The following is a 13885-nucleotide window of genomic DNA, read 5'->3' as shown; positions in this document are numbered from 1 at the left end:
CTCCGAGGTGAACAGGCGGCGGGACACATCGCTCCCTGGGGTTGCAGCGGCTGCTGGCTGATCATTGACGGACCCGGCCGAGAGCTGCGCTCGACTCGGATCCGATGACAGTTTATCCGGCGTTCTCGCGCTTCGGGCATCCCGTCTCGGATCGGCACCTGCGTGACCTGCGACACTCGCCTCCGGAGTCCCAAGCGGCGCACGGGAAACCGGAGGGTAGGAGTCCGCCGGCGCGCTCAGCCGAGGCGACGGGCGACGAGGTCCCAGACGACGTCCGCAAGGGCCTCCTTGGGGCCGTGCGGGACGGGGGTCTCGGAGCCGTCGGGGGCGAGCACGACGGCCTCGTTCTCCGTCGAACCGAAGGTCTTGCGCTCCCCCACCTCGTTGACAACCAGCAGGTCACAGCCCTTGCGCGCCAGCTTGGCGCGGCCGTTGGCCAGCACGTCGTCCGTCTCCGCGGCGAAGCCGACGACGACCTGGCCGGGGCGGGCGCGGTCGGCCGAGAGCTCGGCGAGGACGTCGGGGTTGCGGACGAGCGCGACAGGCTCGGGGTCCTGCCCGTCCCGCTTCTTGATCTTGCCGGCGGCGTACTGCGCCGGCCGGAAGTCGGCGACGGCGGCCGCCATGACCACGGCATCGGCGTCGGCCGCGGCCTTGATCACGGCCTCACGCAGTTGAACAGCCGTGCCGACCTGGACGACGTCGGCCCCTGCCGGATCCGGCAGGGTGCTGTTCGCCGCGACAAGCGTCACCCGGGCCCCACGGGCCACCGCGGTCCGGGCCAGGGCGTAGCCCTGGAGGCCCGAGGAGCGGTTGCCGAGGTAGCGCACGGGGTCGAGCGGCTCGCGGGTGCCGCCGGCGCTGATCACCACGTGGCGGCCCGCGAGATCCGGAGCCTGCGGGCCGCGGGCCAGCACCCGGCGGCAGACCTCGAAGATCTCCTCGGGGTCGGGCAGCCGGCCCTTGCCGGTGTCGACGCCGGTCAGCCGGCCGACGGCGGGCTCGATGACGACCGCGCCGCGGCGGCGCAGGGTCGCCACGTTCTCCTGGGTGGCCGGGTTCTCCCACATCTCGGTGTGCATCGCGGGCGCGAAGACGACCGGGCAGCGCGCGGTGAGCAGGGTGTTCGTCAGCAGGTCGTCGGCGAGTCCGTGCGCCGCCTTGGCCAGCATGTCCGCCGTGGCGGGGGCCACGACGACGAGCTGCGCCTCCTGTCCGATGCGCACGTGCGGCACCTCGTGGACGTTCTCCCACACCTCGCTGCCGGCCGGGTGGCCGGACAGCGCGGACCAGGTCGCCGCGCCGACGAAGTGCAGTGCGGACTCGGTCGGCACCACCCGTACGTCGTGCCCGGACTCCGTCAGCCGCCGCAGCAGCTCACACGCCTTGTAGGCGGCGATCCCGCCGCTGACCCCCAGAACGACCTTCGGCTTGTCCATTGCCGGCTGCTCCCCGCGCTCGCGTTTCCTACAAGCTCTATGACACACCAAGGGCCCGGCAGCCGTGCTGCCGGGCCCTCGGGCAAGAAGGTCGCCGCTTAGGCCGCCGGGGCCTCGATGGCCTCGGAGGTCAGTAGACCCGCGTTGATCTCGCGGAGCGCGATGGAGAGCGGCTTCTCGTGGACGTGGGTGTCCACCAGCGGGCCGACGTACTCCAGCAGGCCCTCGCCGAGCTGCGAGTAGTACGCGTTGATCTGGCGCGCGCGCTTGGCGGCGTAGATCACGAGGCTGTACTTCGAGTCGGTCGCCTCGAGCAGCTCATCAATCGGCGGGTTGATGATGCCCTCGGGCGCGGTGATGGAAGAGGACACTCTCTGCCTTCCGATGGGGGTGAAGAAAGATGTTCAGCGCAGCAAGGCTAGCAGTTCGCGTGCAACGTCCTCGACCGAGGTGTTGACCAGCGTGGTGTCGAACTCCGACTCCGCCGCCAGCTCGATGCGGGCGGCCTCCAGGCGGCGCTCGATCACCTCGGGCGACTCGGTGCCCCGGCCGGTGAGCCGGCGGACCAGCTCCTCCCAGCTCGGCGGGGCGAGGAAGACCAGCTGGGCCTCCGCCATGCTCTCCCGGACCTGCCGGGCGCCCTGGAGGTCGATCTCCAGCAGCACCGGCACGCCCGCCTCCAGGTGGTCCAGGACCGCCTGGCGCGGGGTGCCGTAGCGGTTGCCCGCGAACTCGGCCCACTCCAGCAGCTCGCCGTTGGCGATGAGCTTGTCGAACTGCTCGTCGTCCACGAAGAAGTACTGGACCCCCTCCCGCTCGCCGGGGCGCGGCTTGCGGGTGGTGCAGGACACCGAGAGCCACACCTCGGGGTGGGCCTTGCGCATATGGGCGACAACCGTGCTCTTGCCGACCCCGGAGGGGCCGGAGAGCACGGTCAGCCGCGGTTGTCTGGCCGGGGGAACGGGGGACGTCCCCCGGGAGACTGCAGTACTCATGCAGCGATTATCCCGGTTCCCGGGAGTGCCTGGGAACGTCAGGCGGCCGAGCCCCCGAACTCACGCTCCAGGGACGCGATCTGGTTGGAGCCGAGACCGCGCACCCGGCGGCTCTCGGAGATGCCGAGCCGCTCCATGATCTGCTTGGCACGGACCTTGCCGACGCCGGGAAGGCTCTCCAGGAGGGCGCTCACCTTCATCTTGCCGATGACATCGTTCTTCTGGCCCTGCTCGATGACCTCGTGCAGCGAGGCGCCGGAGTGCTTGAGTCGATTCTTGACCTCGGCCCGCTCCCGGCGAGCCGCGGCGGCCTTTTCGAGCGCGGCTGCGCGCTGTTCAGGGGTAAGGGGCGGAAGAGCCACGCCTACGTCACCTCGGATGTCGAACTGTCGGATACGGACCGGTGAGGAACCTAGTCGGCCCACACCTGGGGAGCAACGAGCAACGCGCTTGCACGTTCGCTCTCGTCGGAGACTAGCGGCCGATCCCGCTCCAGTCAGCGAGAACAAGCGAAAAGTCCTGGTCAGACTCCGTCGACCAGGACTTTTCGGGACATAACAACCAACAATTTCGGCGTTAATGCGCCGCCGGACCGCTCGCCGTGACCGCTTCCTGCACCTCACCGGCGAACCGCGCGGCACTTTCGCGCAGCGCGGCGACATCCGGACCGTGACGCAGGACACCCCGGCTGACGTTCGGGACGACGTCGCGCACTGCCGCGCCGAAGACCTTCGGCAAGTCCGCGGCCGTGGCGCCCTGGGCACCGATCCCGGGGGCCAGCAGCGGGCCGTCGATGGACAGCTCCGCACCCGCGGCACCGGCCGAGCCGCCCAGCGTGGCGCCGACGACCGCGCCGTACGAGCCCATCGCCCCGGCGGCGGCCTCGGCGGCGTTCTCGGCGCGCAGGTGGTCCAGCATGGTGGCCGCGACCGTCGCGCCGTCGGCGCGCACGGCGTGCTGCACCTCGGCGCCCTCCGGGTTGGAGGTCAGGGCGAGCACGAAGACGCCGGTGCCGCTCTCCCGCGCCAGGTCCAGCGCCGGGCGCAGCGAGCCGTAGCCGAGGTAGGGGCTGACGGTCACGGCGTCCGAGAACAGCGGCGAGGAGGGGGCGAGGTAGGTGGCGGCGTAGGCGGCCATGGTGGAGCCGATGTCGCCGCGCTTGGCGTCCATCAGCACCAGGGCGCCGGCGGCCCGGGCGTCGGCGACGGCCCGTTCGAGGACGGCGATGCCGCGCGAACCGAACCGCTCGAAGAACGCGGACTGCGGCTTGAGCACGGCGACCCGGTCGGCCAGTGCCTCCACGACGGTGTGCGTGAAGCGCTCCAGACCGGCGATGTCGTCGGACAGGCCCCAGTCGGCGAGCAGCGAGGCGTGCGGGTCGATGCCGACGCAGAGCGGGCCGCGCTCGTCCATGGCACGGCGCAGCCGCGCGCCGAACGGCTCCAGCGGGGTCATGCGGTCACCTTCCGGTGCTCGGCGCCGACGGCGTCGGCGAGGGTGGCATACGGGCTGGCGGCGAGGCGCTCGGCCAGGCCGCGGTGGATGCGGCGGCACCAGAACGGGCCCTCGTAGATGAACGCGCTGTAGCCCTGGACCAGCGTGGCACCCGCCAGGATGCGCTCCCAGGCGTCGTCGGGGGTCTCGATGCCCCCGACACCGACCAGGGTGATCCGGTCGCCCACACGGGCGTACAGGCGGCGCAGGACCTCCAGCGAGCGCTCCTTCAGGGGGGCGCCCGAGAGGCCGCCCGCGCCGATGGCCTCGACGGTGCGCTTGGGGGTGCGCAGCCCGAGGCCGTCGCGGGCGATGGTGGTGTTGGTGGCGATGATGCCGTCCAGGCCGAGCTCGACGGCCAGGTCGGCGACGGCGTCGACGTCCTCGTCGGCGAGGTCGGGGGCGATCTTCACCAGCAGCGGGACCCGGCGCCCGGTCACCGACCGGTCCGCGGCCTCGCGCACCGCGGCGAGCAGCGGGCGCAGGTGGTCGACGGCCTGGAGGTTGCGCAGGCCGGGGGTGTTCGGGGAGGAGACGTTGACGACCAGGTAGTCGGCGTGCGCGGCGAGGCGCTCGGTGGAGGTGACGTAGTCGGCGACGGCCTCCGCCTCCGGCACCACCTTGGTCTTGCCGATGTTGACGCCGACGGTGGTCCTGAAGACGGGGTTCCGCGTGGCGAGGCGTTCCGCGACGGCCGCCGAGCCGTCGTTGTTGAAGCCCATGCGGTTGATCAGCGCGCGGTCCGCGACGAGGCGGAACAGCCGCTTCCTGGGGTTGCCCGGCTGCGGCTGGGCGGTGACGGTGCCGATCTCGACGTGGTCGAAGCCGAGCATGCTCATGCCGTCGATGGCCGCGGCGTTCTTGTCGAAGCCGGCGGCCAGGCCGAAGGGGCCGTGCATCCGCAGGCCGAACGCCTCGGTGCGCAGCGCCTTGTGGCGGGGCGCGAGGACGGCCGCGGCGAAGGTGCGCAGGACGGGGATGCGGGCGAGGAGCCGGATCCAGCCGAAGGCCAGGTGGTGGGCCTTCTCGGGGTCCATGCGCTTGAAGATCAGGTCGAAGAACAGGCGGTACATTCCATGCCTTCCGGGCGAGGGCGGCGGGCGGGGCGGGTCGTGGGGGCTCGCGAAGAGGGGGACACCCTTTCCGGTGTCCCCCTCCGTCGCCTCACGCCTCGCGGGCGGCGATCAGATGCTCCGCGTGTTCCTGCAGGGAGCGCACGCCCACGTCGCCGCGGGTGAGCGCCTCGATGCCCTGGACGGCGGCCGCGAGGGCCTGGACCGTGGTCAGGCAGGGCACCGCGCGGGCGACCGCGGCGGTGCGGATCTCGTAGCCGTCGAGCCGGCCGCCGGTCCCGTAGGGGGTGTTGACGATCAGGTCGACCTGGCCGTCGTGGATCAGCTGGACGATCGTCTTCTCGCCGTTGGGGCCCTCGCCCTCGCTCTGCTTGCGCACCACGGTGGCGTTGATGCCGTTGCGCTTGAGCACCTCGGCCGTGCCGGAGGTGGCCAGCAGCTCGAAGCCGTGGGCGACGAGCTCGCGCGCCGGGAAGATCATCGAGCGCTTGTCCCGGTTGGCCACCGAGACGAACGCGCGGCCCTTGGTGGGCAGCGCGCCGTACGCGCCGGCCTGCGACTTGGCGTAGGCGGTGCCGAAGACGCTGTCGATGCCCATGACCTCGCCGGTCGAGCGCATCTCCGGGCCGAGGACGGTGTCCACGCCGCGGCCGTGGATGTCGCGGAAGCGGCTCCAGGGCATGACGGCCTCCTTGACGGAGATCGGCGCGTCCAGCGGCAGCGTGCCGCCGTCGCCCTCCTTGGGCAGCATGCCCTCGGCGCGCAGCTCGGCGATCGTGGCGCCGAGGGAGATCCGGGCGGCGGCCTTGGCCAGCGGCACCGCGGTGGCCTTCGAGGTGAAGGGCACGGTGCGGGAGGCGCGCGGGTTGGCCTCCAGCACGTAGAGGATGTCCCCGGCCATGGCGAACTGGATGTTGATCAGGCCGCGCACGCCGACGCCCTTGGCGATGGCCTCCGTCGAGGCCCGCAGGCGCTTGATGTCGAAGCCGCCGAGGGTGATCGGGGGCAGCGCGCAGGCGGAGTCGCCGGAGTGGATACCGGCCTCCTCGATGTGCTCCATCACGCCGCCGAGGTAGAGCTCGTGGCCGTCGTAGAGCGCGTCGACGTCGATCTCGATGGCGTCGTCGAGGAAACGGTCCACCAGGACCGGACGGGTCGGGGAGATCTCGGTCGACTCGGCGATGTACGCCTCCAGGCGCGTCTCGTCGTAGACGATCTCCATGCCGCGGCCGCCGAGCACATACGACGGACGGACCAGCACGGGGTAGCCGATCTCGTCGGCAATGGCCTTCGCTCCCGCGAACGTGGTGGCCGTGCCGTGCTTGGGGGCGGGCAGGCCCGCCTCGGCGAGGACCCGGCCGAAGGCGCCGCGGTCCTCGGCGGCGTGGATGGCCTCGGGCGAGGTGCCCACGACCGGGACGCCGTTGTCCTTCAGCGCCTGGGACAGGCCCAGCGGCGTCTGCCCGCCGAGCTGGACGACCACGCCCGCGACCGGGCCGGCCTGCTGCTCGGCGTGCACGATCTCCAGCACGTCCTCCAGGGTGAGCGGCTCGAAGTAGAGCCGGTCGGAGGTGTCGTAGTCGGTGGAGACGGTCTCCGGGTTGCAGTTGACCATCACGGTCTCGTAGCCGGCGTCGCTCAGGGCGAAGGAGGCGTGGACGCAGGAGTAGTCGAACTCGATGCCCTGGCCGATCCGGTTCGGGCCGGAGCCCAGGATGATCACCGCGGGCCTGGTGCGCGGCGCGACCTCGGTCTCCTCGTCGTAGGAGGAGTAGAAGTACGGGGTCTTCGCGGCGAATTCGGCGGCGCAGGTGTCGACGGTCTTGTAGACCGGGCGCACCCCGAGGGAGTGCCGGACCTCGCGCACGACGTCCTCGGTCAGCCCGCGGACCGCGGCGATCTGGGCGTCCGAGAAGCCGTGCCGCTTGGCCTCGGCCAGCAGCTCCGGGTCCAGGCGCTCGGCCGCGCGCAGCTCCTCGGCGATCTCGTGGATCAGGAAGAGCTGGTCCACGAACCACGGGTCGATCTTCGTGGAGTCGAAGACCTCCTGCGGGGTGGCCCCGGCGCGGATGGCGTCCATGACCGTGTTGATCCGGCCGTCGGTGGGCACCGCGGCCTTCTCCAGCAGCGCGGCCTTGTCGCCGGGCTCGCTCACGAAGTCGAACTGCGAGCCCTTCTTCTCCAGCGAGCGCAGCGCCTTCTGCAGGGCCTCGGTGAAGTTGCGGCCGATGGCCATGGCCTCGCCCACCGACTTCATGGTGGTGGTGAGGGTGGCGTCGGCGGAGGGGAACTTCTCGAACGCGAAGCGCGGGGCCTTGACCACGACGTAGTCGAGCGTGGGCTCGAAGGAGGCCGGGGTCTTCTCCGTGATGTCGTTCGGGACCTCGTCCAGCGTGTAGCCCACGGCCAGCCGGGCGGCGATCTTCGCGATCGGGAAGCCGGTCGCCTTGGAGGCCAGCGCGGAGGAGCGCGAGACGCGCGGGTTCATCTCGATGACGATGACCCGGCCGTCCTCGGGGTTGACCGCGAACTGGATGTTGCAGCCGCCGGTGTCGACGCCGACCTCGCGGATGATCGCGATGCCGATGTCGCGCAGCACCTGGTACTCGCGGTCGGTCAGGGTCATCGCCGGGGCGACGGTGATGGAGTCACCGGTGTGCACGCCCATCGGGTCGAAGTTCTCGATGGAGCAGACGACCACGACGTTGTCGTGCTTGTCGCGCATCAGCTCCAGCTCGTACTCCTTCCAGCCGAGGATGGACTCCTCCAGGAGCACCTCGGTGGTCGGGGAGAGCGTGAGGCCCTGGCCGGCGATGCGGCGCAGCTCCTCCTCGTCGTGCGCGAAGCCGGAGCCGGCGCCGCCCATGGTGAAGGAGGGGCGGACGACGACCGGGTAGCCGCCGAGCGTCTCGACGCCCGCGAGGATCTCGTCCATGGTGTGGCAGATGACCGAGCGGGCGGACTCGCCATGGCCGATCTTGGCGTTGACGGCCTCGACGACGCCCTTGAACAGGTCGCGGTCCTCGCCCTTGTGGATGGCCTCGACGTTGGCGCCGATGAGCTCGACGCCGTACTTCTCCAGGACGCCGTTCTCGTGCATGGAGATCGCGGTGTTGAGCGCGGTCTGGCCGCCGAGGGTGGGCAGGAGCGCGTCGGGGCGCTCCTTGGCGATGATCTTCTCGACGAACTCGGGGGTGATCGGCTCGACGTAGGTGGCGTCGGCGATCTCCGGGTCGGTCATGATCGTGGCCGGGTTGGAGTTGACCAGGATCACCCGCAGGCCTTCGGCCTTCAGGACGCGGCAGGCCTGGGTGCCGGAGTAGTCGAACTCCGCGGCCTGGCCGATGACGATCGGGCCGGAGCCGATGACCAGAACGGACTGGATGTCGGTGCGCTTAGGCACGCTGGCCCTCCATCAGGGAGACGAAGCGGTCGAACAGGTACGCGGCGTCGTGCGGGCCTGCTGCTGCCTCGGGGTGGTACTGGACGCTGAAGGCCGGCTGGTCGAGCAGCTGGAGGCCTTCGACCACGTTGTCGTTGAGGCAGACGTGGGAGACCTCGACGCGGCCGTAGGGGGTGTCGGTCGCCTTGTCGAGCGGGGCGTCGACGGCGAAGCCGTGGTTGTGCGCGGTGACCTCGACCTTGCCGGTCGTACGGTCCTGCACGGGCTGGTTGATGCCGCGGTGGCCGTACTTCAGCTTGTAGGTGCCGAAGCCGAGGGCGCGCCCGAGGATCTGGTTGCCGAAGCAGATGCCGAACAGCGGCGTCCTGCGCTCCAGCACGCCGCGCATCACGGAGACCGGGTGGTCGGCGGTGGCCGGGTCGCCCGGGCCGTTGGAGAAGAACACGCCGTCCGGGTTCACGGCGTAGACGTCGTCGAGGGTCGCCGTGGCGGGCAGGACGTGCACCTCGATGCCGCGCTCGGCCATCCGGTGCGGGGTCATGCCCTTGATGCCCAGGTCGATCGCGGCGACGGTGAACTTCTTCGCACCGATCGCCGGGACGACGTAGGCCTCCTTGGTGGCGACCTCGGCGGAGAGGTCGGCGCCCTTCATCTCGGGGGCCTGGCGCACCTCGAGGAGCATGGTGCCCTCGTCCGGCAGGGCGTTGCCGGAGAAGATGCCGACGCGCATGGCGCCGCGCTCGCGCAGGTGGCGGGTGAGGGCGCGGGTGTCGATGCCGCTGATGCCGACGATGCCCTGGTGGCGCAGCTCGTCCTCCAGCGAGCGCCGGGCGCGCCAGTTGGAGGAGACGCGGGCGGGGTCGCGGACGACGTAGCCGGCCACCCAGATGCGGGCGGACTCGGGGTCCTCGTCGTTGACTCCGGTGTTGCCGACGTGCGGGGCGGTCATCACGACCACCTGGCGGTGGTAGGAGGGGTCGGTCAGGGTCTCCTGGTAGCCGGTCATGCCGGTGGAGAACACCGCCTCGCCGAAGGTGACCCCGTGGGCCCCGTAGGCACGGCCGCGGAAGGTACGGCCGTCCTCCAGGACGAGTACGGCGGGAACCCTGGCGGCTCCCCTGCTGGAGGTCGTCATCGTGCGCCTTCCGTCGTGCTGTCGTTCGTGGTGGGGGTCATGGTGGTGAGGGCCTCGACCCAGGCCGCGTGCTCGGCGGCCGTGTCGGAGCGGAAGCCCGAGTCGATCGTCTTGTCGCCGTGCTGCCAGGTGATCACGAGCAGGCCGCCCTCGGTGAGGACCTTGCCCGCGATGCCCTTGTCGAGGCGGGCGCCGCGCAGGGCGGCGGCGGGGATGAAGAAGTCCTGCGCCCCGGGGCGGTCGACCCGGACGCCTTGCTCCGTCAGGGTGAGTTCCGCCCGGCTGCGGGTGCCCAGGCCCTGCGCGACGATGCGGTCGAGCCACTGCCCGGCGGTGGTCGAGCCGTGGTACCGCCCGGTCATCGTGAGCGTGCTCGCGCCGGGGTCCGCGGGGGCGGCCGGCAGCCCGGGCAGGTCGCCCTGGAGCGTGCCGCGCCACTTCCAGCCCTCGCGCATCAGCCAATAGAGCAGTGCGATGAAGAGGAGGAGTCCCACGACCCAGCCGATCCGGCCGGCCCAGTGGGTGACGGCCTGGGACTTCTCCTCGGCCGCCAGAATCATCAGTGCAGGTGTCACGCCAGCTTCCCGTCCACGACCGTTGCCCGGCCCCGCAGGAAGGTGTGGGTGACGCGACCCGGCAGCTCGCGGCCCTCGTAGGGGGTGTTGCGGCTGCGGGAGGCGAAGCCCGCGGGGTCCACGACACCACGGTAAGCGGAATCCACCAGCGTGAGGTTGGCGGGCTCCCCGGGGGCGATGGGGCGGCCGTGACCGGCGAGGCTGCCGATGCGGGCGGGCTTGAAGGACATGCGCTCGGCGACCCCGGCCCAGTCCAGCAGCCCGGTCTCGACCATCGTGTGCTGGACGACGGACAGCGCCGTCTCCAGGCCCACCATGCCCATGGCCGCCGCGGCCCACTCGCAGTCCTTGTCCTCGTGCGGGTGCGGCGCGTGGTCGGTGGCCACGATGTCGATGGTGCCGTCGGCCAGCGCCTCGCGCAGGGCCAGCACATCGCGCTCGGTGCGCAGCGGCGGGTTCACCTTGTAGACCGGGTTGTACGAGCGCACCAGCTCGTCGGTGAGCAGCAGGTGGTGCGGGGTGACCTCGGCGGTGACGTCGATGCCGCGCGACTTGGCCCAGCGGACGATCTCGACCGAGCCGGCCGTGGACAGGTGGCAGATGTGCACCCGGGAGCCGACGTGCTCGGCGAGCAGGACGTCGCGGGCGATGACCGACTCCTCGGCGACGGCCGGCCAGCCGCCCAGGCCCAGCTCGGCGGAGACGACGCCCTCGTTCATCTGGGCGCCCTCGGTGAGCCGCGGCTCCTGGGCGTGCTGGGCGACGACGCCGCCGAAGGCCTTCACATACTCCAGCGCGCGGCGCATGATCACGGCGTCGTCGACGCACTTGCCGTCGTCGGAGAAGACGGTGACCCCGGCGGCGGAGTCGTGCATGGCGCCCAGCTCGGAGAGCTGCTTGCCCTCCAGGCCGACGGTGACGGCGCCGATGGGCTGCACGTCGCAGTAGCCGTGCTCCTTGCCGAGCCGCCAGACCTGCTCGACGACGCCGGCGGTGTCGGCGACGGGGAAGGTGTTGGCCATGGCGAAGACGGCGGTGTAGCCGCCGCTCGCGGCGGCGCGGGTGCCGGTCAGGACGGTCTCGGAGTCCTCGCGGCCGGGCTCGCGCAGGTGGGTGTGCAGGTCGACCAGGCCGGGCAGCAGGATCTTCCCGTCGGCCTCGATCACCTGGGCGCCCTCGGCGCCGAGGCCGGTGCCCACCTCGGCGATGGTCTCGCCGTCGACGAGGACGTCCTGCGGCTCGCCGCCGAGGACCTTCGCACCGCGGATCAGGATCTTGGACATTACTTGTTCTCCTCGGTGCGGGCGTGGTTCGTGGCGACGGCCGGCTCGGAGCCGCCGAGCAGCAGGTAGAGGACGGCCATCCGGGTCGAGACGCCGTTCGCGACCTGCTCGACGGCCGTGCAGCGGACGGAGTCGGCGACCTCGGCGGTGATCTCCATGCCGCGGTTCATCGGGCCGGGGTGCATCACGACGGCGTGCTCGGGCATCTTCGCCATGCGGTCGGCGTCCAGGCCGTAGCGCCGCGCGTATTCGCGCTCGGTCGGGAAGAAGGCGGCGTTCATGCGCTCGCGCTGTACCCGCAGCATCATCACGGCGTCGGACTTCGGCAGCACCTGGTCGAGGTCGTAGGAGACCTCGCACGGCCAGCTCTCGACACCGACGGGGACCAGGGTGGGCGGTGCGACGAGGGTGACCTCGGCGCCCAGCGTGGTCAGCAGGTGGACGTTGGAGCGGGCGACGCGGCTGTGCAGCACGTCGCCGACGATCGTGATGCGGCGCCCGGACAGGTCCTTGCCGAGCCCGGCGTCGGGGCCGACCAGGCGGCGGCGCATGGTGAAGGCGTCCAGCAGGGCCTGGGTGGGGTGCTCGTGGGTGCCGTCGCCGGCGTTGACGACGGCACCGTCGATCCAGCCGGAGTTGGCGAGCCGGTAGGGGGCGCCGGAGGCGTGGTGGCGGATGACGACGGCGTCGGCGCCCATGGCCTCCAGGGTCAGGGCGGTGTCCTTGAGCGACTCGCCCTTGGAGACCGAGGAGCCCTTGGCCGAGAAGTTGATGACGTCGGCGGAGAGCCGCTTGGCGGCGGCCTCGAAGGAGATACGGGTCCGGGTCGAGTCCTCGAAGAAGAGGTTGACGACGGTGCGGCCGCGCAGGGTGGGCAGCTTCTTGATCGGCCGGTCGGCGACGCGGGCCATCTCCTCGGCGGTGTCGAGGATCAGGACGGCGTCGTCGCGGGAGAGGTCGGCGGCCGAGATGAGATGACGCTTCATCCGGTTTTCTCCGTGGTTGAGGAGGTATGCGGGGGTGAGGTGCGGGCGTGCGACTGCGCGGTCCCGGACAGGCCGGTTCCGCCCGGGGGTCGCTACTGCCCGTCGGCCGATGCGGTCGCGCGCGTGCCGAGGAGCACGCTGTCGCGGCCGTCCTCCTCGGTGAGCTGGACCTTGACCGTCTCCCGCAGCGACGTGGGGAGGTTCTTGCCGACATAGTCGGCACGGATGGGAAGTTCGCGGTGGCCGCGGTCGACGAGGACCGCGAGCTGGACGGCGCGGGGGCGCCCGATGTCGTTCAGCGCGTCGAGGGCGGCACGGATGGTGCGGCCGGAGAAGAGCACGTCGTCGACGAGGACCACCAGGCGGCCGTCGATGCCCTCGCCGGGGATCTCCGTGCGGGCCAGCGCCCGGGCGGGGCGCATCCGCAGGTCGTCGCGGTACATGGTGATGTCGAGGGAGCCGACCGGCATCGTCCTGCCGGTGATCTGCTCCAGCTTGGCCGCCAGGCGGTGGGCGAGGAAGACGCCTCGCGTGGGGATGCCGAGGAGCACCACGTCGTCGGCGCCCTTGGCGCGCTCGTCGATCTCGTGGGCGATACGCGTCAGAACACGGGCGATGTCCGGTGCTTCGAGCACCGCACGCGCGGGTTCCGGCGGAGGAATGACTGCGTCCATGAAACGGACCTCCTTCTCCGCCTCACAGGACGGACATTAAAGGACGTCGGATTTACCTGTTCACCGTATCAGGCCCTGCGGTGGGCACGGGCCGCGACCACCGACGGCCCAGCCGGTGGACCATTCGGCTTGACGAAGTGAGATTACGCTGCGTAACCTCACAGTGAGTTACCAGACACGCGGCGGCAGCCGCACGTCATACAGCGTCCGGGGAGCTTTATGTCCAGCGAATACGCCAAACAGCTCGGGGCCAAGCTCCGCGCCATCCGCACCCAGCAGGGCCTCTCCCTCCATGGCGTCGAGGAGAAGTCCCAGGGTCGCTGGAAGGCCGTCGTGGTGGGTTCGTACGAGCGCGGCGACCGCGCCGTGACCGTGCAGCGGCTGGCCGAGCTGGCCGACTTCTACGGCGTGCCCGTGCAGGAGCTGCTGCCGGGCACCACGCCCGGCGGTGCCGCCGAGCCCCCGCCGAAGCTGGTCCTGGACCTGGAGCGGCTCGCCCACGTCCCGGCCGAGAAGGCCGGCCCGCTGCAGCGCTACGCCGCCACCATCCAGAGCCAGCGCGGCGATTACAACGGCAAGGTCCTCTCGATCCGCCAGGACGACCTGCGCACCCTTGCCGTGATCTACGACCAGTCGCCCTCGGTGCTCACCGAGCAGCTCATCAGCTGGGGCGTGCTCGACGCGGACGCCCGCCGTGCCGTGCAGCACGAGGACGTCTGATCCTCCGACTCCAGGGAGAAACGTAAAACCGCCGGGGGCGGGAAGAACCGAAAGGTTCTTCCCGCCCCCGGCGGTTTTCGTGCCTGCGGCTACGCATCGCGGTGCGGA

The 13885-nt window shown here is 71.2% G+C and carries 13 protein-coding genes; 1 reads left to right on the top strand and 12 read right to left on the bottom strand.

All coding sequences use genetic code 11. The annotated features are described in order from the left end of the window. Nucleotides 1–236 precede the first annotated feature (236 nt). From coaBC to pyrR, 12 genes are all read right to left on the bottom strand, one after another. Complete coding sequence (gene coaBC / locus HG542_RS24320) at nucleotides 237–1439, bottom strand: bifunctional phosphopantothenoylcysteine decarboxylase/phosphopantothenate--cysteine ligase CoaBC (RefSeq protein WP_171084909.1); 1203 nt, start codon at nucleotides 1437–1439, stop codon at nucleotides 237–239. A gap of 98 nt (nucleotides 1440–1537) precedes the next feature. Then, nucleotides 1538–1810: a DNA-directed RNA polymerase subunit omega gene (gene rpoZ / locus HG542_RS24315; RefSeq protein ID WP_049718421.1), complete on the bottom strand. Its 273-nt coding sequence runs from the start codon at nucleotides 1808–1810 to the stop codon at nucleotides 1538–1540. 33 nt (nucleotides 1811–1843) lie between these two features. Next, entirely contained in the window at nucleotides 1844–2434 is a 591-nt protein-coding gene (gene gmk, locus HG542_RS24310; RefSeq protein WP_171084907.1) for a guanylate kinase, read from the bottom strand. A gap of 38 nt (nucleotides 2435–2472) precedes the next feature. Continuing rightward, complete coding sequence (locus tag HG542_RS24305; RefSeq protein WP_171084905.1) at nucleotides 2473–2796, bottom strand: integration host factor; 324 nt, start codon at nucleotides 2794–2796, stop codon at nucleotides 2473–2475. 214 nt (nucleotides 2797–3010) lie between these two features. Continuing rightward, nucleotides 3011–3889, bottom strand: a complete 879-nt coding sequence (pyrF, locus tag HG542_RS24300; RefSeq protein WP_171084903.1) for an orotidine-5'-phosphate decarboxylase — start codon at nucleotides 3887–3889, stop codon at nucleotides 3011–3013. Then, nucleotides 3886–5001 carry a quinone-dependent dihydroorotate dehydrogenase gene (locus HG542_RS24295; protein WP_171084902.1) on the bottom strand — a complete coding sequence of 372 codons (1116 nt, stop codon included), beginning with the start codon at nucleotides 4999–5001 and terminating at the stop codon, nucleotides 3886–3888. The genes pyrF and HG542_RS24295 overlap by 4 nt, the downstream gene beginning before the upstream one ends. 91 nt (nucleotides 5002–5092) lie before the next feature. After that, a complete protein-coding gene (gene carB / locus HG542_RS24290) occupies nucleotides 5093–8404 on the bottom strand; it encodes a carbamoyl-phosphate synthase large subunit (protein ID WP_171084900.1) in 3312 nt (1103 codons plus the stop codon). Next, on the bottom strand, nucleotides 8397–9539 hold the full coding sequence (gene carA, locus HG542_RS24285; protein WP_171084893.1) for a glutamine-hydrolyzing carbamoyl-phosphate synthase small subunit: 1143 nt from the start codon (nucleotides 9537–9539) through the stop codon (nucleotides 8397–8399). The genes carB and carA overlap by 8 nt, the downstream gene beginning before the upstream one ends. After that, nucleotides 9536–10114 (bottom strand): PH-like domain-containing protein, encoded by a 579-nt coding sequence (locus tag HG542_RS24280; protein ID WP_171084884.1) that lies wholly within the window; start codon nucleotides 10112–10114, stop codon nucleotides 9536–9538. The genes carA and HG542_RS24280 overlap by 4 nt, the downstream gene beginning before the upstream one ends. Further along, nucleotides 10111–11397 carry a dihydroorotase gene (locus HG542_RS24275; RefSeq protein ID WP_171084882.1) on the bottom strand — a complete coding sequence of 429 codons (1287 nt, stop codon included), beginning with the start codon at nucleotides 11395–11397 and terminating at the stop codon, nucleotides 10111–10113. Before HG542_RS24275 ends, HG542_RS24280 begins: the two co-directional genes overlap by 4 nt. Continuing rightward, nucleotides 11397–12383 (bottom strand): aspartate carbamoyltransferase catalytic subunit, encoded by a 987-nt coding sequence (locus HG542_RS24270; protein ID WP_171084880.1) that lies wholly within the window; start codon nucleotides 12381–12383, stop codon nucleotides 11397–11399. Before HG542_RS24270 ends, HG542_RS24275 begins: the two co-directional genes overlap by 1 nt. A gap of 92 nt (nucleotides 12384–12475) precedes the next feature. Next, the gene (gene pyrR / locus HG542_RS24265) at nucleotides 12476–13057 is read right to left on the bottom strand and encodes a bifunctional pyr operon transcriptional regulator/uracil phosphoribosyltransferase PyrR (RefSeq protein WP_171084878.1); all 582 of its coding nucleotides are present in this window, start codon (nucleotides 13055–13057) and stop codon (nucleotides 12476–12478) included. Between the two features lie 219 nt (nucleotides 13058–13276). On the opposite strand from pyrR, the gene bldD reads away from it, so the two are divergent. After that, entirely contained in the window at nucleotides 13277–13777 is a 501-nt protein-coding gene (gene bldD, locus HG542_RS24260) for a transcriptional regulator BldD (protein WP_171084876.1), read from the top strand. Nucleotides 13778–13885: the final 108 nt, after the last annotated feature.

It is taken from the genome of Streptomyces morookaense, assembly GCF_013030945.1.
GTDB classification, from domain to species: domain Bacteria; phylum Actinomycetota; class Actinomycetes; order Streptomycetales; family Streptomycetaceae; genus Streptomyces; species Streptomyces morookaensis.
This window is presented reverse-complemented; position numbering and strand designations above follow the sequence as displayed.

Coding starts and splice junctions, on each gene's coding strand:
- pyrR (WP_171084878.1), bottom strand. CDS start 13,057: ATGGACGCAGTCATTCCTCCGCCGGAACCCGCGCGTGCGGTGCTCGAA.
- gmk (WP_171084907.1), bottom strand. CDS start 2,434: ATGAGTACTGCAGTCTCCCGGGGGACGTCCCCCGTTCCCCCGGCCAGA.
- coaBC (WP_171084909.1), bottom strand. CDS start 1,439: ATGGACAAGCCGAAGGTCGTTCTGGGGGTCAGCGGCGGGATCGCCGCC.
- HG542_RS24275 (WP_171084882.1), bottom strand. CDS start 11,397: ATGTCCAAGATCCTGATCCGCGGTGCGAAGGTCCTCGGCGGCGAGCCG.
- carA (WP_171084893.1), bottom strand. CDS start 9,539: ATGACGACCTCCAGCAGGGGAGCCGCCAGGGTTCCCGCCGTACTCGTC.
- pyrF (WP_171084903.1), bottom strand. CDS start 3,889: ATGACCCCGCTGGAGCCGTTCGGCGCGCGGCTGCGCCGTGCCATGGAC.
- bldD (WP_171084876.1), top strand. CDS start 13,277: ATGTCCAGCGAATACGCCAAACAGCTCGGGGCCAAGCTCCGCGCCATC.
- HG542_RS24270 (WP_171084880.1), bottom strand. CDS start 12,383: ATGAAGCGTCATCTCATCTCGGCCGCCGACCTCTCCCGCGACGACGCC.
- HG542_RS24295 (WP_171084902.1), bottom strand. CDS start 5,001: ATGTACCGCCTGTTCTTCGACCTGATCTTCAAGCGCATGGACCCCGAG.